Here is a 19739-nt window from a genome sequence, read left to right on the forward strand (position 1 = left end):
TCAGACGATCAGGATCGGGGTGAAGCCGAGGACCCTGTCCAGGTCATCGGCGAGGACAGTGTCCCCCTGCTGTAACCAGCAATGGGCAGCGAACGGCCAGGTGCGAACCCCGAAGACCCAATCCACCGGCACGCCGCGTCGAGCGAGGCAGCTGAGAAGTGAGAACGCGCGCTGGAGGCATAGACCCTGGCCCGGGAGCCACGGTCGCACGGTCTCGAAGGCCCCAATCGTGCGGTCCACGGTGATCGCGCCGTCGGGTTTGCGGTCGGCAGGGCGCAGACGTCGCGCCGCATCGAGAATTTCCGACAAAGGCTGCTCGTGCATCCACGTTGTCGTGGCGAGCATCTGGAGACCGAGCGGCAAAAGGCGTAAGGCAAATCCCGAAGGCTCGGCGTTCAGAGATCGGATGGGCGTCTGAAAACGTCGACGCTCGCGCGTGGCGGCGGCGGCGGACGGATCTACCCATCCTGCGGCCGTCAAATCCTCCAGAACGCCGTTTTGCGTCATCCGGATACGGCCGTCGGTCAGGAGTTGTAGATGTTCCGCGCCACCCACCAGGCAGGTGTAGGCATCGCCCGCGGTGTCGAGCACGACAATATCGGCGCCGATACGCGCCAGATGGATGTGAGCGGCCGGCCAGGCGTGAAGTTCGTGTGACATCGCAGAAAGTCGGGCGGCCGTCGTCGACGACCGCCCGGTCCGATCAGGCGGGAACGCGGCTCGGCATGAAGTTGGCTTCCAGGTACTTGCCGGTGATGTCCCCCTGGGTCAGCGCCTTGGCGCTGCCAACGCTGACGCGGTTCAGGATCGAGGTGGTCATGTCTGTGTCCTCCGGTTCGCCAAGGATTTGGCGTTCTCATGGAGCGCGCCTTCGGACAGGCTGAAAATCTATATTGCTGTATATTCAGCGGCCGGGTTTGGGCCTGCGGCGGTTCAGGTCGGCCTGACCCGTTTCCAGCCAGGTCCGGGAGTCGACTTCCCGGTCGCGGCTTTCCGATTCAAGCCCATGGAACATCGCCGAGATCGCCAGGATCAATTCGCGGGGCTCCAGCGACCGTATCCGTTCTCCCATCCGGTCGCCGAAACGCTGCAGTTCGATCTCGAACACAGTCAGGAATTTATTGTCGGCGCACCAGACGGCGAGTTGGGGCGATCCGATCTTCACCGCGTGAAGTATCGCGTGGGGATCGCTGTCTGTCGCGCGGGCGAAGCGGTGCACGTAGTCTTCATTCAGCCGGCCGCGGCCCGCCTCGAAGTCCTGATAGGTTCGCAAGGATATATGCATTCGTTCGCTGACCTGCGGGGCGGACAGGTCACGCAATCTGCGGATGCGTTTCAAGGCCTCGGCAAGGATCTGTCCGTCGTGGGGCTGCTGAGGCGATTCAGACATCACGCATACAAACCTTCCGCAACAATGTTGGTGCCATTTGTGTAGTCGATCAACGCACACTTGTACGCGGCGTTGAATTCCCGGAACCGGTACACGGAATATCCGCGCGCGCGCCGCAGATCATCCCGGAGCAAGCGAGGATCTGCCGTAAAACACGCGCTCACTCTTTCAACCCTGTGGAGAATTCTCGACGATTCAGCGTTCACACCGAATTCACGGACGTCATGGCCCGCAACCGCGATCCTTTCACCCTCGCTCTGCAAACCCTAAGACGGCTTGCCGCAGAGGGCGCGTTCGCGCCGGACCAGGCCATCATCATTCTCGATGAAGCTCGTCGATTGAAGTTGTCGACGACACCCGTCAGGGAAGCCCTTGCTTGGCTGGGCGGCGAGGGCATGATCGAGCGCTCGCCGAACGGCGGCTACAAGGGCCTTCGCCAAGACGCGCCCTCGATCAGAGGGCGCTACCGACTGCGGGGTGCGCTTCTCGTCTCTGCGATAACGGACGCGCAACAGGCCGGCGACCCGGGGCTCCTGGTCGCGAGCGAGGCTGAAGGCCTGAACGTTTTCCTCGCCAAAATCGTGCGATTGCGCGGCGATGACGTTCTCTGGCGTGCCTATGAGAGGGTGGCTCGACAGCTCGCCTGGCTGGCGTCCGCCGAGGCCGAAGTTGTTCCAGGCTATGCCGGCGAGGTCGAAGCCCTTGACGCCGCGTTCCGCCAGGAGCCCGCCAGTTTGGCGATCTCCATCGAGCGTTTTCATCATCGCCTGGAAGATGCCGCAGCGGCGATCCTTATGATGGCGCGCAGACCGATCAACACACGTGATGACGGCATGGGTTCATGATGGCTCCGGTGCTCGCGGCTCTCGACATCACCTCCCTGAGATGGGCGGTGAAGGTCGCGGAACTGGGCGGGTTTCGACGCGCGGCCAGTTGGCTCGGCGTCGAGCAGTCGGCGGTCAGCCGGCGGGTGCGCGCATTGGAAGAGGGCCTGGGGGTTTCCCTGTTTCAACGCAACGCCCGAGGGGTGACGCTGACGAATGCCGGGCTCGAGTTCATTGCGGTCGTCGAGAACGCCCTGGCTCTTCTGACAACTGCGGTCGCCGACGCGCGTGTCGCGGGGACAGGTCAGAAGGGGCGGCTTCGCATCGGGCTGACGGCGCCGTCTATCGGCGACTTCCTTCTTGGCCTGCTGGAACGCTTTCAGGGATCGCACCCGAAAGTCAGCATTGAGGTATCGGACGGATCTGCAGAGGACCATGTCGCCGCCGTCGAGGATCGACGTCTCGATCTGGCCGTCCTGCCGGGGGAACAATCGTGACCGGTCTGGATGTGTCGGAGCTTTGGCGTGAACCGCTCCAGATCGCCTTGCCAGCCTCGCACCGGATGAGCGCGGCCGAGAGGGTGAGGCTCGACGATATCCTTGCAGACCATGTTCTTGTCAGCACTCGTGACCTTGGGTTTCGCGATATCGCATTGCTGACAACGGCAGCAGGCGTCCCGTTCGATCTGGAGAGCACCGACGCGGGCGCGACCATTCTGATCGGAATGACCCGGCTGAACTTGGGCTTGACGGTCGTGAGCGCCGGCGCGGTCTCGGCGATGCGTCTGCCGGACGGGGTGGTGGTGAGGCCGCTGGAAAGCCTGGTCAACGCCCCCTTTGCCGCAGCCTGGTCCGCCGCCAATGATAATCCCGCCTTGCGTCGTTTCGTCAGCGCAGTTCGGTCGGTTCACGGATCGAGGGAACGAACTCGGCGCCGCCCGGCGGCATCGGCATCGGCGTCTGTGCCGCGGCGATAGGCGCCAATAGCGATGGCGCCCCGTTCATTCCGGGGTTGGCTGGGCCGACCGGCGCAGAGCCTCGATCACCCACCATCGCCAAGCTTCCATCAGGCGCTGACTGATCGCCGCAGCTGTGTCGGCCGCTTCCGGCGTCTCAACAAACCACCTCCGCCAGTCAGCGGCGACATCACGCTTGTAGCCCGCGCCGCGTCCGTATCGATCCGCCGTGAGCGCCCAGATGTCACTCTGACCTGAGAGGAGATCCGCGTACGCCTCTCGGCCTATCGTGCGCGCAGATGTCAGGAACCCTTGTCGGCTGTCTGCCAGTTTCGTTCGCAGACTTTCCAAAGTTTGACGCACGGAAACAACGTTTGCCCAACGGTTTTCGAGTTCCTCGATTTTCAGTTCAAGCCTCGTGGCCTCACGCTGGGTTCGCGCGTTGGCATCGATCCGCACCCCTTGGCCGAGGATTTCTGCGAAATCGAAGGCGCTCCAGTCGCCCCGTCGGGCGATCGAAGCGGCGATCGAACTGTGGTGGCCGACAGCCATCTGATCGACCAGATTCTGGTAGGCTGGCCGGACGCTGTCTCCCAGGCGATCGGCCAAGGTCAAAACCGTGTCGAGTTCGACCGACACATCGTGACGGGCCTGTTCGGCCAAAACGTCGTGAGGGTTTTCGCGAAGATGGGCGACCCCGGCTGCGGCCTTGGCCGCGCGGTCGCCGTAGACCGCCCGCATCTGGGTGATCTGGCCGCGCAGCGTCGCCCAGATTTTGTCGGGGTCATCGTTGCGCGCGTCGAAGAAATACGCAGGCGTCGCGGGCAAACCCGCTTTGACCAGGGCCTGTTCGATATCCTTTCGCCTGATGGCGTAGCCGAGCTGCCGGGTTGCGACGTCGGCGTCCATTCCGGGCACGTCGAGGGCTTCATCTCCTCTGGGGAGGACGAGAATGCATTTTCGGCGCCGGTCGACGGCGCCAGAGAAGGCGTCGACCGAATCCTGCAGGAGGCGTTGCACGGTTGGCGCCGGCGCGTCGGCAAACTTGGTGCACAGGACCATCAAGGTGCGACGCTCCTGATCGTGGTCGATCAGGTCCTTGCGCTGGGTCAGACCCTCGACGCCTCGGGTGTCGATCACCTGAAGCTGCTGGCCTTCAGCGCTGAGGCGACTTGAGGGCATCAGAACCGTGATCCGCTTTGGAAGTGTAAACTGGCGGTCCAGACCATTGTTGATGGCGGAGACCCGCTTCGAAACCCAGGACAGCCCATCCTCGCTGCCCTCGGGCAGGATGACCTGACGTTCGCGCCGCTCGGACAGGGTCATGGCCGCGATCAGGCGATCGGTCGTCTCATCGACGCCAAGACCGCCTTCCAGCAGGTCCTTGATCGGATCCTGCATGACGGGCTCATCGTTGATGATGACGGGAAAATCCCTCGTCCCTGACATGTTCCGGAGGACGCGAGCGACTTCGGCCGATGGGCCAAGTGCGCCGCTGTCCGGCTTCAGGCTGGCGACCATGTCCCGGGTCAGCCGGGCCACTTCGTCGTCATCCTCCGGATCGACCAGGACGCCGAAGGTTGGCGAGGCCTTGACGGCGGTTTCGCACACCGTGACCCGCCCTGAACCGACAGGGAAGGCGGGCTTGCGGCCGCTGCGGCCGTCGCCAACCAAAAGGCCGACGGCATGGGTGAGGGCGGTCGTCTTGCCCACGCCGATGTCGCCAACCCAGGCCACGGTGTGATCCTGACGCTTGAGATAGATCCATGTGGCGTGCAGGTCGTCTCGCAACAGTCCGATCGGGCCGCGGAGCACAGGCTCGGGATTGTCTGCTTCGAAGGTCTCAAGCGAGGCCAGTGCCTCATCGATGGTCCAGAGGGTTTCCGCGTCCGGATGGAGGAACGAGGGCGGCTCCTGAGTCCAGGGGCGCGCATAGTAGGCCAGAATTTCCGCGGCCAAGGGCGTACCCACTGCCGACAGATAGCGCTCCGCCATCTCGGGATCGGTTTCAACAGCGCGCTCCTGTTTCGACAGGACGCTTGCGACCGTCTTCATGGTCTCGGCCAACCTGGCCAGGCTTTGTTTGTCAGCCTCGCGGGCGTGCTTCAAAACCTCGGAAGGAACGGGATAGCGCATAGAAATTTCCTTTCGCTATGAACCATCGTTCAATATGCGAATATTCGCAATATGCATTTTCGGAATGCCACGAATAATCTGCTTATTGGCCTATTTTGATGCCTTTTAAGGGTTGTGGCGTGGCGTTTGGATGGGAAGACTCCTAACTTTGACGCATCTTAAAAGCGGGAAAGTTAGAGATGCTGTATCTCGTCGGCGAAACCATCGACAAGCATCGCGCCCATGCCGGCGCTCAAGCGGGCGACCTCGTCAGTGTTTATAAGGGCATTTATGTGGACGCCGCCGATAACGCGGATCAGGTCGTTCTGGACCACGCCGTCCGTATCGCCGCCTTTCTCTACCCCCGAGCCTATTTGGCCGGCGTAAGCGCAGCGACCTTGGGTCCGGATGCGAACTATCGCCTGTTCCTGAGCGACCGCCGCAATGACCGAACCCGTATTCGCAGCCTGGAAATTATCCGTAATCAGGCCCCGTCCCACCCGTCGACCGTGCCGGTTATCGTCGGTGACGATCTGGGTGAACTGACGCTGACCGCCTCATCGCCTCGCCAACAATTTCTTGAGGCCTTTCGCAGGCGCAGCGAACACGCCAATGCGATCGGCCCCGATATAAAGCGGCGGATGGCCGAACGATTGTTAGGAGAGTTCGGCGGCGTGGGCGCTACCACCGATGCCCTGTTTGCGCTTGCAGAGCAGAATGGGTGGTCGCACGAGGCTGACGCTGCCCAACGCTATCTCCGCACGGATCTTCAAGGCCTTCGGCCCGCCCCGAACCGGGCGGCCGCCGATTTCATCGTTGCCTGGCATGGCGAGGAGATCGGTCGGTTGACCCACGACGGGGTTGAATGGCGCTGGGCCCCGGCAGAGGGCCTACGCCCGCCGCTGGTGCGCGAGACCCGTCCTGGAAGTCTTCCTCCCTTCATCGAATCTCTCCTTCCGGAAGGCTGGCTGGCCCAGGTTCTGGGAGATCGGGACGAACGCGATGCTCTCCGCGGAGGCCGCCGCTACCTGTCCAACGCCTCGCAGCGGCTGCGGGCTTTGACCTCTGCGGATGAGACAGGCCAGAGAGGTTTTGTCAGGAACGGCAGAGAAAGCCGGCGGCCAACCCGTTGTCCTGGCGAGCGGTCCTCAAGCTCACGATCATCAGACTCTAGAGCGGCAACACCACCACCCGCTCGTATTCGGACCGGGCGTCGCGCGATGGCAGGATGACGTACTCGTCGTTGGGCGTATTGATCAGGTCGCGGACCAGGCGCGAAAACTCCTCGGCATGTGAATCCTGGCGAACGAGGACGATGCCGCCTTCTCCGGTCGACTCGACGGTGTAGGCGGCAGACCCCGCCATAAGGCGATCCAACAGGCGTCCCATAGCGTCAGAGATTAAACAGAACCCGGGCCACGATTGTCCAGCGTCACCATATCGACGTTCGTCGATGGGAGGCTAACGGCTCGATCGACGCCCGCTTCAGACCGCGGCTGCGCGGAAAGCCGTGTTGATGCCTCCGCCGGGGGGATCAGCCATGACCTGCCGTCGATACCAACTGGGCGGCGGGCCGCAGGCCCCACGCGAGCGACGCCCAACCCCGTCCAGTGAACGGCGCGACAGGATCAGCCGCTGTTGCGTCGGGTGATGAAGGTCCGGTCTGTCGCCATGAAGCGGGACAGCATCGGGCCGATCAACTGGGACGGCGTGAACGCTCGCCCTTCGCTCTCGCCGAGAATGGCGCCGTACCGGACAAGATCGCGGTGAACATCCGCCGGGAGCTCGATCGTCAATTTGACCGGCGTGTCGTCCGGCAGTCCCGCGAGCTTCAGGGTCATCGGACATCTCCATAAGGTTCAAGAACGAGATCGCGGGCGACGATGACGCGGAAGGCGAAACCCGGTCGGATCGTCAGTCGCGGGGCGACACTGAGCCCCTTCTGGATCAGGCCTTCGCCGAAGGCGTTGACCCCGCCCGAAACGCCCTGCGTCAGGGCGCGAGCCACGGCGTCGTCGCCGCTGCTGACGCCGGAGGAGGCTCCAATCGCCAGCAGGGTGGTCAGGGCGGCGGTCCTCAATCTTTCGCCCCAGCGGTTGTCGGTCCGGTCCTCCAGGCCTGAGTAGCCCTGCGCGTCGGTGGCGCGCAGATCGTCGAGGGCGATGGAGCGGCCGTTGGGCAGGATCAGGCGCGTCCAGATCAGCGCCAGTCTGGACTGGCCAAAGCCGACATCCGCCTCATAGGCGCCGAGCAGGCGCGAGCCTTTCGGGATCAGCAGGTGACGGCCGGTGACGCTGTCATAGACGTCATCCGTCACCTGGCCGATCGCGGTTCCCGGCAGATCGGAGCGCAGGCCTGTGATCAGCGCTCCGGAAAGAATGGCGCCGGCCTGGATCGTGTAGGGCGAGGGGACGGGGCTGGTATCGGGCGACGCCGCGACGGTCGGCCCGGACGCAGCCGGCGCCGGCGAAGTCGCGGTCGACGCCGCGGCCGATGATGTCCCTGTACTCAAGCCGTTCAGGAACAGACCGCTCGATCGCGCGGCCTCCCGTTCCTCAAAGGCGTGCCGGCGAGCGGCGTCCGCCGGAGTCTGCACGCGATCGGTTGGCGCGACGGTCGCGCCCATCGCCGGCGGCGCGACGTCGACGCCATTGGCTTGCGCCGCAAGGATGGGCCGTCCCAGATCGCCCGGCAGCGGCGGTCCCAACTGCGGGGCGCCCGGTGAGCCGGCGCGCAGGGCGTAGTCGGCCGGAAGCGTTTGCAGGGTTTCCGGCGGCGGGCCGCCGACCCGATAGAGTTCCGGTTTGGCATGTCCTTGCGGTCGCTCCAGCAGGGCGAAGCCAAGTGCCGCCGCAAGGGCGAGTGCGGAGACGCCTCCGATCACCACAAGCGCCCTGCGGGAAAGACGCATAACAGGCGGCGGCGAAGGCCTCAGCCGCATCTGCCGGGCGACGTCCGAGGTCTCGATGTTCGGTTCGTCGGTCATCGGGTCGCCCGCCCCGTCTTCTCGATCCGCACCACCTGTTCGCGCCCGTGAGGGCCGGCGAGCCGAAGCTCGGCGATATCGAACAACCGGTCCACGACCAGACGGCGACCGGCGATGCGATAGTTTACGAGATCGGCGCTGCGTCCATCGTCGCTGCGCACGAACAGGGGCGGCAGGGTGGAGGCGTCCAGCCCCGGACCAAACTCCAGGATGACCTGTCGCCCGTCATCGAAGGCCCGCACCGGCCGCCAGGCCGCGTTCGCCCCAGAGATCCGGTAGTCGAAACTCAGGGCGTCGACAGAGAGAGTCGGTTCCGCGGCGCGCGCCGCCTGGCGGGCAGTCGCGACCCGCAGGGCGATCAGGGCGTCCTGGGGATAGCGCCAGGAGACCGAGGTCATGGCGGTCGACGCCGTGGATCGAAGGTCCAGATGGTAGGTGCGACGATCGGTATTGATGATGAGATTGGTGCGCAGGTCCGGGCGGGTCGGCTTGACCAGAATGTGCACGCGGGCTTCGGCGCCGCTTCCGCTCAGGGTGTCGCCGATGATCCAGCGCGCCGTGTCGCCGGCCGCCACCGGCCCCGAGGCCGAGAGGCTTTCGCCCGGCTGCAGGGCGATGTCGGTGATCTGCCCCGGCGCGGCATAGACCTGGAACAGGGCGCCTTCGTCGAAAGCGTAGACCTGCATAGCGTTGGCATAGCCGTCGCGGGTCGGCTCGACCCGCGCTGCGGCGTTGGCGCGCGCGATGCGGTCCGTCGGATCGCGCAGATCGGGGGCAGGGGGATCCAGTGTCGGCGGGGCAGGCGGTTGCACCGGCGCGGACGTGACCGGCTCCTCGCCGCCCGGCGCTGCCGGATCAGCGGAGGCGACGACGACTGAGGACGTTGCAACGAGGGTGGCCGGGACGAGGGGCGCCGCGCCCCCGGAGAGCTGCGCGCTCGCGCAGGCGCCGAGGCTCGCCATGGTTAGGATGGCCAGGGACGGGAGAAGGGGACGGGACATCAGGCGAGTTCCTTTGACCAGTTGAGAGCCCGGACGAAGACGCCCAGGGGGTTTTTGCGCAGCGCGTCGGCGGTGCGAGGCGGCTGTACGACGACGGTGAGGATGGCGGTCCAGCGCTCGGTCGAGGCGAGCTGGCCCTCGACGTAGCGGCGCTCGGTCCAGGCCACGCGGAAGCTCGAGGGCGAGGCCCGGATGACGCTCGAGACATCGACCGCGACCTGCACCCGTCCGACCTGGGCGAAAGGATCGTTGGCGCGCGCCCAGTCCGACAGGGCCTGAGCGCCTTCGTCGGTGGTGTAGTCATAGGCGCGCAGCCAGTTCGACCGCACCACGACCGGGTCGGCCGCGATGCTCCGGACCTCCTCGATGAACCGGCTGAGGTGCCAGGCGATCTGGGGGTCGGATGGCTGGTAAGCGGCCTCGGCCGGAGCGACGGCCTGGGCCTGGCCGAACTTGTCGATCTGGACGACCCAGGGGGTCACGACGCCGCGCGCCGACTGAACGACGAGCGCGCCGGCCAGGCCAGACGACAACAGCAGAGAGCCGAGCGCCATCAGCCGCCAGTTGCGCGCCTGGACGCGGGCGGAGCCGATCCGGTCGTCCCAGGCCTGGGCGGCGCGCTGGTAGGGGGTGGTCGGTTTGGGCGTCGCGCCATAGTGGGCGGCGGCGCGCTTGAACGGGTTCATGATCGATCCTCCGAGACTGAGACTGAGGCGCCGCCGCCCGGCCGATCACCGGTGCGCACGGCGTGGATTGCGGTTTGGACGCCATGCGCCAGAGCCTGACGTCGCGCCATGTCGCGAGCCCAGGCCGGTCGTTCCGAGGATGCGGGATAGGGGGCAGGCTGAGGGGGCGGCTGGGGGGCGGAGCGGCGGGTGGCGTCGCGCTCGGGTCCAGTCGACTCACTCCCGGACGGGGGCGGGGCTTCGAAGCCGGTGTCGGCCGCGCCAGCTCCGGCCGGTTCCGCGCCTTGAGGCGTGAAATAAGACGTGTCTGCCGTCGACGGGGCGGCGTTGGGTCCGCTTCTCCCATCCGGATCAGCGGCGCTTGCCGATGACCCGCCGGCAGGCGTGGCGCCGCCCGAGGGCGAGCCTCCGGACGTCGGGCCGGAGGCGGCCGAACCCGATCCGCCGCCTGCCGGGCCTTTGGGCGGTCCGCCGGCGGCGCTCGCACCGCTCGCCCCGGAAGCGCCGCCGCCGCCGGTCCGTGTCGCGACGGCCCCGAGACCGGCGCGTCCGGCGAGACCCGCTCCGGCGCCGGCGGCGAGGCCGACACCGGCGGCCGCTGCGGCGGCCACGCCGCCCACAACGACGCCGGTTCCGACCGCCGCGCCGGCGCCCAGTTGGGGCGCGCCCGAGACGAGGCCCGTGGCGATGCCCGGGCCGAAGATGCCGAGGCCCAGCAAGGACAGGGTGCCCAGCATGACGGCCAGGACCTCCTCGAGGGTCGGGGCATCGCCGCCGAAATCGGAGACGAAGGTGTCGAACAGGGTGGAGCCGATGCCGACGATGACGGCCATAACCAGCACCTTGACGCCGGAGGCGACGACATTGCCGAGCACCCGCTCGGCCAGGAAGGCGGTCTTGCCGAACAGGCCGAACGGCACGAGGACGAAACCGGCCAGGGTCGTCAGCTTGAACTCGATCAGGGTGACGAAGAGCTGGACCGCCAGCACGAAGAAGGCGATCACCACGATCACGAAGGCGACCATCAGGACCGCGATCTGGACGAAATTCTCAAAGAAGCCCGGGAAGCCGGACATCTGCGAGGCGGACTCCAGCATCGGGCGGCCGGCGTCGATCCCCGCCTGGGCGAGTTTTCCGGGGCGCAGAAAATCAGCCGCGGACATCGCGGAGCCGGAGGCTTTCAGGCCGAGGCCTGAAAAGCTCTGGAAGACGATGTTGGCGAGATGGCTGAAGTTGCCGATCAGGAAGGCGAAGAAGCCGACGAACAAGATCTTCTTCACCAGCCTGGCCATGACGTCGTCACCGGGCGCCCAGGCCCAGAACAGGGCGGCCAGGGTGATATCGATCACCACCAGGCTGGAGGCGATGAAGGCGACCTCGCCGCCCAGGAGACCGAAGCCGGAATCGATGTAGCGGGTGAAGACCTCGAGGAAGCGGTCGATGACGCCGGTGTCAGTCATCGGCGCGCTCCGGGGCCGGATGCGAGAAGAAGCGGTCGCGACTGCGGGCCCAGGCCGCACGGCACGCGGGGTCTTCCCCGGCGGCGGCGGAGAGCCGGCATCGGTCCAGGGTTTCGGACAGTGGCGATCGGGGTTCGATCGTCATAACCCGCACCTCTCTCGCCTGATCATCGCGGACCGATCGGCCTGCGATCACGCCGGCCACCACGACCGCGAGGACGGCAAGGCCGAGGGTGACCCGGCCGAGCGGAAGCGTCGGGATCCGGGACGAGGTCATTGGCCCGGCGCCGCGGGAGAGCCCATGAAGCGCCGGAACCGGGCCTGGGCGTCAGCGTGGGCGGCGGCCCGGTCTGCGGCTTCGAGCGCCTGGGCGCGGCCCTGGGCCGCCAGAAGCGCGCTGATCTCCGACAGCTGCGCGGCCTGAAGGGCGAGCAACTGGTTGCCGGCCTGGGCGGCCTGCAAGGCTCCGGTGGACGTCTGGCTGGCGGACACAAGCCGGGCCATTTCGACGCGGGAGGTCTCCAGACCGCCGACCACGCCGGCCTGAACCTTCAGTGCGTCCTCGAAAGCGCCGACGGACGTCGACCAGCGGGCGTCGGCCCGGGCGACGAGGTCGCGTTCGGTCGCCGTCAGGGCCGCGGACCCGTAGCGACCGCGAAAGGCGTCTTCGATCTGGCTGACATCGAAGGCCAGAGACCGGGCCTGACCGAGAAGGGCCTGCGTCCGGCTGACCTGACCCTGCAGCTGCTGAAGCGACGAGGTCGGCAGGCTGGCGAGATTGCGCGCTTGGTTCAGCAGCATCGTCGCTTCGTTCTGCAGCGACTGGATCTGGTTGTTCACCTGCTCCAGCGCTCGCGCGGCCTGGATCAGGTTCTGGGCGTAGTTCGAGGGGTCATAGACCGCGACCTGCGCATGGGCGGTCTGACAGATGAGGCTCGCGCCGAGGGCGGCGACGAGCAGGACGCGACGGGGAGGGTTCATGGGGAACTCCTGTTCAGGATTGAGGACGGGCGGCGTCCGGCTGAGCGCTCTCGAGCAGGTCGGCGGCCCAGGGCAGACGGCGGTGGCGAAGCCAGGCGGCGGCGAAGCCGTCGCGTCCATGCTCGGCGATAAGGCGGGCGATCACCGCCTGGTCGGTGGCTGAGGAGGCGGCGCAGAAGGCCAGGGCCACCGGACCCAGACCCAGTTCGAACAGGCGATTGCCGCGTCGCGACTGGCAGTAATAGTCGCGCTTGGGGATGGCCTGGCTGAGGATCTCGATCTGGCGGGCATTGAGACCGAAGCGCCGATAGATGGCCTGGATCTGAGGCTCGAGCGCCCGGTCGTTCGGCAGGAAGACGCGGGTGTGGCAGCTTTCGACGATGGCCGCGGCGATCTCGCTGGATTCGATGTCGGCCAGCGATTGGGTGGCGAAGATCACCGAGGCGTTTTTCTTGCGCAGGGTCTTGAGCCATTCGCGCAGCTGGCTTCCGAACCCGCGGTCGTCGAGCGCCAGCCAGCCCTCATCGATGATGATCAGACTGGGGCGACCGTCGAGACGCGCCTCGATCCGGTGAAACAGGTGGGCGAGTACGGCGCCGGCCGCGCCGGTTCCGATCAGACCCTCGGTCTCGAAGGCCTGGACCGGGGCGACGCCGAGATGTTCGAACTCGCCGTCGAGAAGTCGTCCCCAGGGACCATCAAGGGTGAAAGGCCCGAGCGCCCGCTTCAGGACGTTTGATTGCACAAGGGCGGCGAGGCCGGACAGCGTGCGTTCGACGGGCGGCGCCGACGCTAGGCTGGTCAGGGCCGACCAGATCTGATCCTTGATCTGGGGCGTGATGTCCACGCCCTCGCCGCGAAACACATCCGCAAGCCATCCGGCCGCCCAGGCGCGCTCTCCGGCGTCGTCGATCTGCTCCAGCGGCTGCAGCGCCAGACCCTCGCCCTGGCCGGACAGGGCGGCGCCGAGATCATGGAAGTCGCCGCCCATCGCCAGGGTGGCGGCGCGGATCGAGCCACCGAAGTCGAAGGCGAAGATCTGGGCGCAGTCGTAACGACGGAACGACAGGGCCATGAGCGCCAGCAGCACGCTCTTGCCGGCGCCGGTCGGTCCGACGATCAGGGTGTGGCCGACATCGCCGACGTGGTTGGAGAAGCGGAAGGGAGTCGACCCCTCGGTGCGCGCGAAGAACAGCGGCGGACCGTCGAGATGGTCGTTCCAGGCCACCCCCGCCCAGACCGCCGACAGGGGCATGAGATGGGCCAGATTGAGGGTCGAGATCGGGGGCGTGCGCACATTGGCGTAGACCTGTCCGGGCAGGGAGCCGAGCCAGGCGTCCACCGCGTTCAGGCTCTCGGCCATACAGGTGAAATCCCGGCCCTGAATGACCTTCTCCACCAGTCGCAGCTTGACGTCGGCCGCCGCCGGGGCGGCGTCCCAGACTGTGATCGTCGCCGTCACCAGGGCGTAGCCGACCCCGTCGGCGCCCAGGTCCTGCAAGGCCTCGTCCGCGTCCTGCGCCTTGTTGCCGGCGTCCGAGTCCATCAGGGCCGAGGCCTCGTTGGTCATCACCTCCTTGAGGATGGCGGCCACGGACTTGCGCTTGGAGAACCATTGCCGACGGATGCGGCCGAGCAGCTTTGCGGCCTCGGTCTTGTCCAGGCAGATTGCCCGGGTGGTCCAGCGATAGGGGAAGGGCAGGCGGTTCAGCTCGTCGAGCAGTCCCGGCCAGGTCGCCGAAGGAAAGCCGATGACGGTCAGGGTGCGCAGGTGGGCGTCGCCGAGCCGCGGCGCCAGCCCCGTCGTCAGCGGATGATCGGCGACCAGGGCGTCGAGATGCATCGGCGTCTCCGGCACACGGACGCGGTGGCGGGCGGTGGAGACGGTCGCGTGCAGATAGGTGAGCGTCTCCTCGTCGGTCAGCCAGACGGCTTCGGGCATGAAGCCTTCCACCAGACCCAGCAGACGGTCGGTCCGGTCGACAAAGCCCCGGATCTGTTCCGGCCAGTCTATCCCGCGGGCGTCACGGCCCTCGTAGAGCCAGCGGTCGACCCGGCTTGTGTCCTCGGCCGGCGGCATCCACACAAGGGTGAGGAAATAGGCGCTCTCGAAATGGGCGCCCTCCGCCAGAAAGTCGGCGCGTCGCTCCTCGTCAACGAGGGCGGAGACGGGGTCGGGGAAGACGGTCTGCGGATAGGCGACAGCGGCGTTGCGCTGGGCTTCGACCAGCACCGTCCAGCCGGAGCCCAGACGCCGCAACGCATTGTTCAGCCGACCCGCCGTCGCGGCCAGTTCGGCGCGGGTGGCAGAGTCCAGGTCCGGGCCGCGGAAGCGGGCGGTGCGCTGGAAAGCGCCGTCCTTGTTGAGCACCACACCGGGCGCGATCAGGGCGGCCCAGGGCAGGAAGTCGGACAGCTGACGCGGGCGGCGGGCGTATTCGCGAAGATCGAACATGAAGGCCTCAGACGTCCAGGAAGGCGGGGATGCGCAGGTGGCGACGGGCGACCTCGACGAAGTCGGGGTCCTTGCGCGCGGCCCAGACGGCCAGGCCGTGGCCGACGATCCAGAGCAGGCCGCCCAGGATCCAGAGCCGCAGACCCAGACCGAGCGCCGCCGCAAGGGTGCCGTTGAGCAGGGCGAGGGTGCGGGGCGCGCCCGCCAGCAGGATGGGTTCGGTCAGGGCGCGGTGAACCGGCGCCAGATAGCCGATGGGCAGGTCGTCGGCGCCGGCCCCCATCAGACCAGGGCCCCGCCGCCGAAAGAGAAGAAGCTCAGGAAGAAGGAGCTTGCGGCGAAGGCGATCGAGAGCCCGAACACGATCTGGATCATGCGTCGCGCGCCGCCGGAGGTGTCCCCGAACGCCAGGGTCAGGCCGGTGACGATGATGATGATCACGGCGATGATCTTGGCGACCGGACCTTCGATCGATTGCAGGATCTGCTGCAGGGGCGCCTCCCAGGGCATGGAGGATCCGCCGGCCCAGGCAGGGACGGCGAAGGCCGCGACGAGCGCGAAGAGGCTCACGCCACTCAGGATGCGGGTCGGGCGGCGAAGCAGGTGCGGGGCGAAACGGGCGGGGCGGCTGGTCATGGTCAATGTCCTTCGGGGGTTGCAGGCAGAAGAGGCGTGAGGCGGTAGGCGCCGTCGGGCGTCAGGCCATCGATGACGCTCAGATCGACCAGACGGCGCGCCGCGCCGCGTCCGTCGAGCACGGCGATCAGGTCGATGGTGTCGGCGATCAGCGGGCGGGGCACGGTGACCACGACCTCCTGGATCAGTTGCTCGAGCCGATGCAGGGCGCCGATCGCAGAGCCCGCGTGGAGCGTGCCGACACCCCCGGGGTGCCCGGTGCCCCAGGCCTTGATCAGATCCAGCGCTTCAGGGCCGCGCACCTCGCCGATGGGGATCCGGTCCGGCCGGAGCCGCAGCGCCGAGCGCACCAGATCCGACAGGCTGACGGCGCCGGCGCGGGTGCGCATCGCCACCAGATTGGGCGCCGCGCACTGAAGCTCACGGGTATCCTCGATCAGGATGATGCGGTCATCGCTGCCGGCGATGACGGCCAGAAGGGCGTTGACGAGCGTCGTCTTGCCCGTGGATGTGCCGCCCGCGACCAGGATGTTCTTCCGGTCGAGCACCGCCCGGCGCAGCACCTCGGCGGCCGCGTCGGGCATGATGCCTGCGGCCACATAGTCCTCGAGACTGAAGATCGAGACGGCCGGCTTGCGGATGGCGAAGGCCGGGCCCGAAACGACGGGCGCAAGCAGCCCTTCGAACCGCTCACCCGAACCCGGCAGTTCAGCCGAGACCCGCGGCCGGTCCTCGTCGACTTCCGCCCCGACATGGTGCGCCACCAGCCGTATGATGCGTTCGCCGTCGGAGGCCGCGATCCGGTCGCCGGTCGCCTGCAGTCCGAGACTGAGGCGGTCCACCCAGAGGGAGCCGTCCGGGTTGAGCATCACCTCCAGGACGTCGGGGTCCTCAAGCCGCGTGGTCACCTCCGGACCGAAGGCCGTCCGCAGCATCTGCACCGTGCGCGCCTTGCCGGCCTTCAGGGAGGTGACGCTGTTCATCGGACCCGTCGCGGAGGGGAAGGTCGCAGGGGCGACCGGACGGGCGATTAAGGGGGCCTATTTTTTTCGACGTTCAACACCCTTCGGACCGGCGTAGGGCTGTGGCGTACAACGACAGGGGATCGGCGGAATCGTCAGGCCCGACCGAACTCGGATTCGGGACCAAACAGTCGCACGACGGAAGTCCGTTCGCTCTCGCGTTCGTCTGTCAGCTCGACGGAGAAGCCTTCGAACCGGGCGAGGTCCGCATAGACGGCGCGCACCTCGCAGAAGTCGTAGTCCCGTTCGCCCGGCATGATGACCGGCAGGTCCGGGTCGCATTGCGACAGGGCGGCGATGAGTTGCTGAACCGTCATGAAAATCCTCCTCCAGGGCTCGTCCGCCGTCCGAAAAAGGCCCGACCCTCGGGACCTGCGGTCCGCTCCGGATCAGGCCGATCCTGCGCCAGGCGTCTGCGAACGCCTTGACGGAGAGGAGGCTGACGTCGAAATGCGCCGATGGGCAAGTATGATCCTCTGGCGGCCTTCCTCCGCAAGCAGCGCGGGGCGGAGGTCTCACTGACCTTTCGCGAGATCGAAAGGATCGTCGGCGGCATCCTCCCCAAGGCGTCGACACGTCCGGAATGGTGGGCGGCCGAGGACACGCCCGGCGCCCCCCAGATCCGCGCCTGGAAGGCCGTGCGCTTCTCGCCAAGAGTCGATTTCCGGGCTGAGCGGGTGACGTTCGAACGCGAGGTCGAAACGCCGCCGACCCGTGACTAGGCCGGCGTCTCGTCGCCGCCGGTCGCGAGGTCGGGATCGACGTCGGACAGCTCGAACGTCACCTCTCGGGTGAAGGCGCGCCCTGTGGCCAGCCGACGGCCCAGGGATTCCACGAAGGCGCCGTAGCGCTCGCGTCCCTTGGCCCGCGCGGCGGCCTGCGAGGCTTCCGGCAGAGGCGGGGTGGCCGTGAGCCAGAAGCGTACGAACATGGCCAGCATCTCGATCCCGATGCCGACATCGCGTTCGAGGCGGTCAGCGTGGCGGTTCAGTCGGTCGAGGCGACGAACCAGAGCGGCTTCCTGACGTTCCGCGGCGTCGGGCGACAGGAAGCTGGCCACAGCGGCTTCGGCGACCATGGATCTGGAGACGCCGCGTCGGTCAGCATAGGCCTCGAGTTGCTCGAGCAGTCTTGGCTCCAGGTAGACGGACAGGCGGGACTTCATCGGCGTCTCCTAGAGCTCGATGCCGTCGTCGGGGTCGAGCGCAGCCTGCCGGGCCACACGGCGCAGGCCCTGATCCAGATCCAGGCGCAGGACCGCGGTCGGATCCTCATCGTCGACCTCAAGCCAGTCGAGCCCGTCCGGCGTCAGCGGCTCGACCGCGCGATCCGGCGAAGCCAGTTCGGGTTCGAGCCGCAGGCCGCCTTCGCCGTCGTCGCCGGTCGAGCTGTCCGGGCCCGAGCCCGTAGGCGCCGGCTCCGGCGAAGGGGCCGGCCAGTCGGTCTGACGGCGTGCGGCTTGCGGACCCTGGCGCGAGGCGGGCGCCTGGCCCGGATCGTGAGCCGCTCCAGGGACGGGGGATGTTGGCCGGGGAATCGTCGGCGCTTTCAGGACGCGACGCCTCAGCTCGGCGTCGAGGAAGTAGCGGACCTTGCGGGCCCGGATAGGCGCGCAACCCGAGACCAGAACCAGTTCCTGATCGGCCGGCAGCTGCATCACCTCCCCGGGGGTCAGGAGCGGACGTGCGGTCTCCTGGCGCGAGACCATCAGATGGCCGAGCCAGGGACTGAGGCGGTGGCCAGCGTAGTTGCGCATGGCGCGCAGCTCGGTGGCGGTTCCGAGAGAATCCGAGATGCGTCTGGCCGTCCGCTCGTCATTGGTGGCGAAGGCGACCCGGACGTGGCAGTTGTCGAGAATGGCGTTGTTGGGCCCGTAGGCGCGCTCGATCTGGTTCAGGGACTGGGCGATCAGAAAGGCCTTGAGACCATAGCCGGCCATGAAGGCCAGGGCGCTTTCGAAGAAATCGAGCCGGCCGAGCGCGGGAAACTCGTCCAGCATCATCAGCAGGCGATGCCGCCCGTCTCGGGCGTGGAGATCTTCGGTCAGGCGTCGACCGACCTGGTTCAGGATCAGCCGGATCAGCGGCTTGGTGCGATTGATGTCGGACGGTGGAACGACGAGGTACAGGGAGGCGGGCCGGGCGCCGCCCACGAGATCTTCGATGCGCCAGTCGCACTGGCGCGTGACGCGCGCCACGACCGGATCACGATAGAGGCCCAGGAAACTCATCGCGGTCGACAGGACCCCGGAGCGTTCGTTCTCGCTCTTGTTCAGCAGTTCGCGCGCCGAGGAGGCGACGACGGGATGGGGTCGATCCTCCAGGTGGCGGGTGGTCATCATGCGCTTGAGGGTGACCTCGATCGGTCGCGCGGGATCCGACAGGAAGGCGGCGACGCCGGCGAGGGTCTTGTCAGGCTCGGCATAGAGGACGTGAAGGATGGCGCCGACGAGAAGCGAGTGGCTGGTCTTTTCCCAATGGTTTCGCCGTTCCAGAGCGCCTTCCGGATCGACCAGAATGTCGGCGATGTTCTGGACGTCGCGCACCTCCCGGTCACCGCGGCGCACTTCCAGAAGCGGATTGTAGGCTGCGCTGTCGAGGTTGGTGGGGTCGAACAGATAGACGGGTCCGAAGCGGGCGCGCCATCCGGCGGTCAGGGACCAGTTCTCGCCCTTGATGTCGTGGATCATGGCGGAGCCCGGCCAAGTCAGGAGAGTTGGCACGACAAGACCCACGCCCTTGCCGCTTCGGGTCGGCGCAAAGCAGAGAACGTGCTCGGGCCCGTCGTGGCGCAGATAGGCCGCATCGGTCCGGCCCAGAACCACGCCGTCGGGACCGTGGAGACCGGCGGCCGCGGCGTCGGCGTCGTTCGCCCACCGCGCCGTGCCGTAGGTGGTCGCCGACGCCGCTTCGCGCGAACGCCACACCGCCATGGCGATCGCGACGGCGATGGAGACGAAGGCGCCGCCGGCGGCGATCGCACCGCCCTCCAGAAAGATGCGCGGCGCATAGGCGTCGTAGACGAACCACCAGCCGAAGACCGACGGCGGCCAGTAGACGGGCCAGCCGGCGATCACAAACCACGGCGGCCCCAGCCCCGCCTGAAACCCGAGGCGCCAGGCCGTCCATTCGGTCGCGCCCCAGATCCCGAGGAGGAGGATCAGGCTGACGACGATGATCGGCCCCCAGAGAATTCTACCGGCGGACATGGGCAAGTCTCCAGGGTGTG

General features: G+C 67.1%; 23 protein-coding genes. 5 read left to right on the top strand and 18 right to left on the bottom strand.

Going from position 1 to position 19739, the window contains the following annotated elements; all coding sequences use genetic code 11:
* Positions 1 to 660, bottom strand: coding sequence for a lasso peptide biosynthesis B2 protein (locus tag O5K39_RS03565; RefSeq protein WP_271145909.1), 660 nt, complete (start codon positions 658 to 660; stop codon positions 1 to 3).
* Positions 661 to 904: 244 nt separating this feature from the next.
* Entirely contained in the window at positions 905 to 1390 is a 486-nt protein-coding gene (locus O5K39_RS03570) for a helix-turn-helix transcriptional regulator (protein WP_271145910.1), read from the bottom strand.
* Positions 1391 to 1614: 224 nt separating this feature from the next.
* Between O5K39_RS03570 and O5K39_RS03575 the strand changes: the two genes are divergently transcribed.
* The 3 genes from O5K39_RS03575 to O5K39_RS03585 are packed head-to-tail and all read left to right on the top strand — an operon-like array spanning position 1615 to position 3190.
* Complete coding sequence (locus O5K39_RS03575; RefSeq protein WP_271145911.1) at positions 1615 to 2235, top strand: hypothetical protein; 621 nt, start codon at positions 1615 to 1617, stop codon at positions 2233 to 2235.
* A complete protein-coding gene (locus O5K39_RS03580) occupies positions 2232 to 2711 on the top strand; it encodes a LysR family transcriptional regulator (RefSeq protein ID WP_271145912.1) in 480 nt (159 codons plus the stop codon). The genes O5K39_RS03575 and O5K39_RS03580 overlap by 4 nt, the downstream gene beginning before the upstream one ends.
* Positions 2708 to 3190 (top strand): LysR substrate-binding domain-containing protein, encoded by a 483-nt coding sequence (locus tag O5K39_RS03585; protein ID WP_271145913.1) that lies wholly within the window; start codon positions 2708 to 2710, stop codon positions 3188 to 3190. The genes O5K39_RS03580 and O5K39_RS03585 overlap by 4 nt, the downstream gene beginning before the upstream one ends.
* A 24-nt stretch (positions 3191 to 3214) precedes the next feature.
* Here O5K39_RS03585 and O5K39_RS03590 read toward each other — a convergent pair whose 3' ends face one another.
* Positions 3215 to 5305 (bottom strand): hypothetical protein, encoded by a 2091-nt coding sequence (locus tag O5K39_RS03590; RefSeq protein ID WP_271145914.1) that lies wholly within the window; start codon positions 5303 to 5305, stop codon positions 3215 to 3217.
* A 179-nt stretch (positions 5306 to 5484) separates the two neighbouring features.
* Here O5K39_RS03590 and O5K39_RS03595 point away from each other — a divergent pair, with 179 nt between their 5' ends.
* Positions 5485 to 6516 carry a hypothetical protein gene (locus O5K39_RS03595; RefSeq protein ID WP_271145915.1) on the top strand — a complete coding sequence of 344 codons (1032 nt, stop codon included), beginning with the start codon at positions 5485 to 5487 and terminating at the stop codon, positions 6514 to 6516.
* Here O5K39_RS03595 and O5K39_RS03600 read toward each other — a convergent pair.
* From O5K39_RS03600 to O5K39_RS03660, 13 genes are all read right to left on the bottom strand, one after another.
* Positions 6455 to 6649, bottom strand: a complete 195-nt coding sequence (locus O5K39_RS03600; protein ID WP_271145916.1) for a hypothetical protein — start codon at positions 6647 to 6649, stop codon at positions 6455 to 6457. The genes O5K39_RS03595 and O5K39_RS03600 overlap by 62 nt on opposite strands.
* A gap of 263 nt (positions 6650 to 6912) precedes the next feature.
* On the bottom strand, positions 6913 to 7125 hold the full coding sequence (locus tag O5K39_RS03605; protein ID WP_271145917.1) for a DUF2274 domain-containing protein: 213 nt from the start codon (positions 7123 to 7125) through the stop codon (positions 6913 to 6915).
* A complete protein-coding gene (locus tag O5K39_RS03610; RefSeq protein ID WP_271145918.1) occupies positions 7122 to 8270 on the bottom strand; it encodes a TrbI/VirB10 family protein in 1149 nt (382 codons plus the stop codon). The genes O5K39_RS03605 and O5K39_RS03610 overlap by 4 nt, the downstream gene beginning before the upstream one ends.
* Positions 8267 to 9271 (bottom strand): P-type conjugative transfer protein TrbG, encoded by a 1005-nt coding sequence (gene trbG, locus O5K39_RS03615; RefSeq protein WP_271145919.1) that lies wholly within the window; start codon positions 9269 to 9271, stop codon positions 8267 to 8269. The genes O5K39_RS03610 and trbG overlap by 4 nt, the downstream gene beginning before the upstream one ends.
* Positions 9271 to 9957: a conjugal transfer protein TrbF gene (trbF, locus tag O5K39_RS03620; protein ID WP_271145920.1), complete on the bottom strand. Its 687-nt coding sequence runs from the start codon at positions 9955 to 9957 to the stop codon at positions 9271 to 9273. Before trbF ends, trbG begins: the two co-directional genes overlap by 1 nt.
* The gene (gene trbL / locus O5K39_RS03625; protein ID WP_271145921.1) at positions 9954 to 11417 is read right to left on the bottom strand and encodes a P-type conjugative transfer protein TrbL; all 1464 of its coding nucleotides are present in this window, start codon (positions 11415 to 11417) and stop codon (positions 9954 to 9956) included. The genes trbF and trbL overlap by 4 nt, the downstream gene beginning before the upstream one ends.
* A complete protein-coding gene (trbK-alt, locus tag O5K39_RS03630; RefSeq protein WP_271145922.1) occupies positions 11410 to 11694 on the bottom strand; it encodes a putative entry exclusion protein TrbK-alt in 285 nt (94 codons plus the stop codon). Before trbK-alt ends, trbL begins: the two co-directional genes overlap by 8 nt.
* A complete protein-coding gene (trbJ, locus tag O5K39_RS03635) occupies positions 11691 to 12398 on the bottom strand; it encodes a P-type conjugative transfer protein TrbJ (protein ID WP_271145923.1) in 708 nt (235 codons plus the stop codon). The genes trbK-alt and trbJ overlap by 4 nt, the downstream gene beginning before the upstream one ends.
* Before the next feature lie 13 nt (positions 12399 to 12411).
* Complete coding sequence (gene trbE / locus O5K39_RS03640; RefSeq protein ID WP_271145924.1) at positions 12412 to 14853, bottom strand: conjugal transfer protein TrbE; 2442 nt, start codon at positions 14851 to 14853, stop codon at positions 12412 to 12414.
* 7 nt (positions 14854 to 14860) lie between these two features.
* The gene (locus O5K39_RS03645; RefSeq protein ID WP_271145925.1) at positions 14861 to 15136 is read right to left on the bottom strand and encodes a VirB3 family type IV secretion system protein; all 276 of its coding nucleotides are present in this window, start codon (positions 15134 to 15136) and stop codon (positions 14861 to 14863) included.
* Positions 15136 to 15489: a TrbC/VirB2 family protein gene (locus O5K39_RS03650; RefSeq protein ID WP_271145926.1), complete on the bottom strand. Its 354-nt coding sequence runs from the start codon at positions 15487 to 15489 to the stop codon at positions 15136 to 15138. Before O5K39_RS03650 ends, O5K39_RS03645 begins: the two co-directional genes overlap by 1 nt.
* A gap of 2 nt (positions 15490 to 15491) precedes the next feature.
* The gene (gene trbB / locus O5K39_RS03655) at positions 15492 to 16472 is read right to left on the bottom strand and encodes a P-type conjugative transfer ATPase TrbB (protein WP_271145927.1); all 981 of its coding nucleotides are present in this window, start codon (positions 16470 to 16472) and stop codon (positions 15492 to 15494) included.
* A 134-nt stretch (positions 16473 to 16606) separates the two neighbouring features.
* The gene (locus O5K39_RS03660) at positions 16607 to 16828 is read right to left on the bottom strand and encodes a hypothetical protein (protein ID WP_271145928.1); all 222 of its coding nucleotides are present in this window, start codon (positions 16826 to 16828) and stop codon (positions 16607 to 16609) included.
* A 141-nt stretch (positions 16829 to 16969) separates the two neighbouring features.
* On the opposite strand from O5K39_RS03660, the gene O5K39_RS03665 reads away from it, so the two are divergent.
* Positions 16970 to 17233, top strand: coding sequence for a toxin-antitoxin system, antitoxin component (locus O5K39_RS03665; RefSeq protein ID WP_271145929.1), 264 nt, complete (start codon positions 16970 to 16972; stop codon positions 17231 to 17233).
* On the opposite strand, the gene O5K39_RS03670 is transcribed toward O5K39_RS03665, so the two are convergent.
* A complete protein-coding gene (locus O5K39_RS03670; RefSeq protein ID WP_271145930.1) occupies positions 17230 to 17676 on the bottom strand; it encodes a CopG family transcriptional regulator in 447 nt (148 codons plus the stop codon). The two genes, O5K39_RS03665 and O5K39_RS03670, sit on opposite strands and share 4 nt — an antisense overlap.
* 9 nt (positions 17677 to 17685) lie before the next feature.
* Positions 17686 to 19719, bottom strand: coding sequence for a conjugal transfer protein TraG (locus O5K39_RS03675; RefSeq protein WP_271145931.1), 2034 nt, complete (start codon positions 19717 to 19719; stop codon positions 17686 to 17688).
* Positions 19720 to 19739 lie beyond the last annotated feature (20 nt).

The sequence above is a fragment of the Brevundimonas sp. NIBR10 genome (assembly GCF_027912515.1).
GTDB lineage: Bacteria > Pseudomonadota > Alphaproteobacteria > Caulobacterales > Caulobacteraceae > Brevundimonas.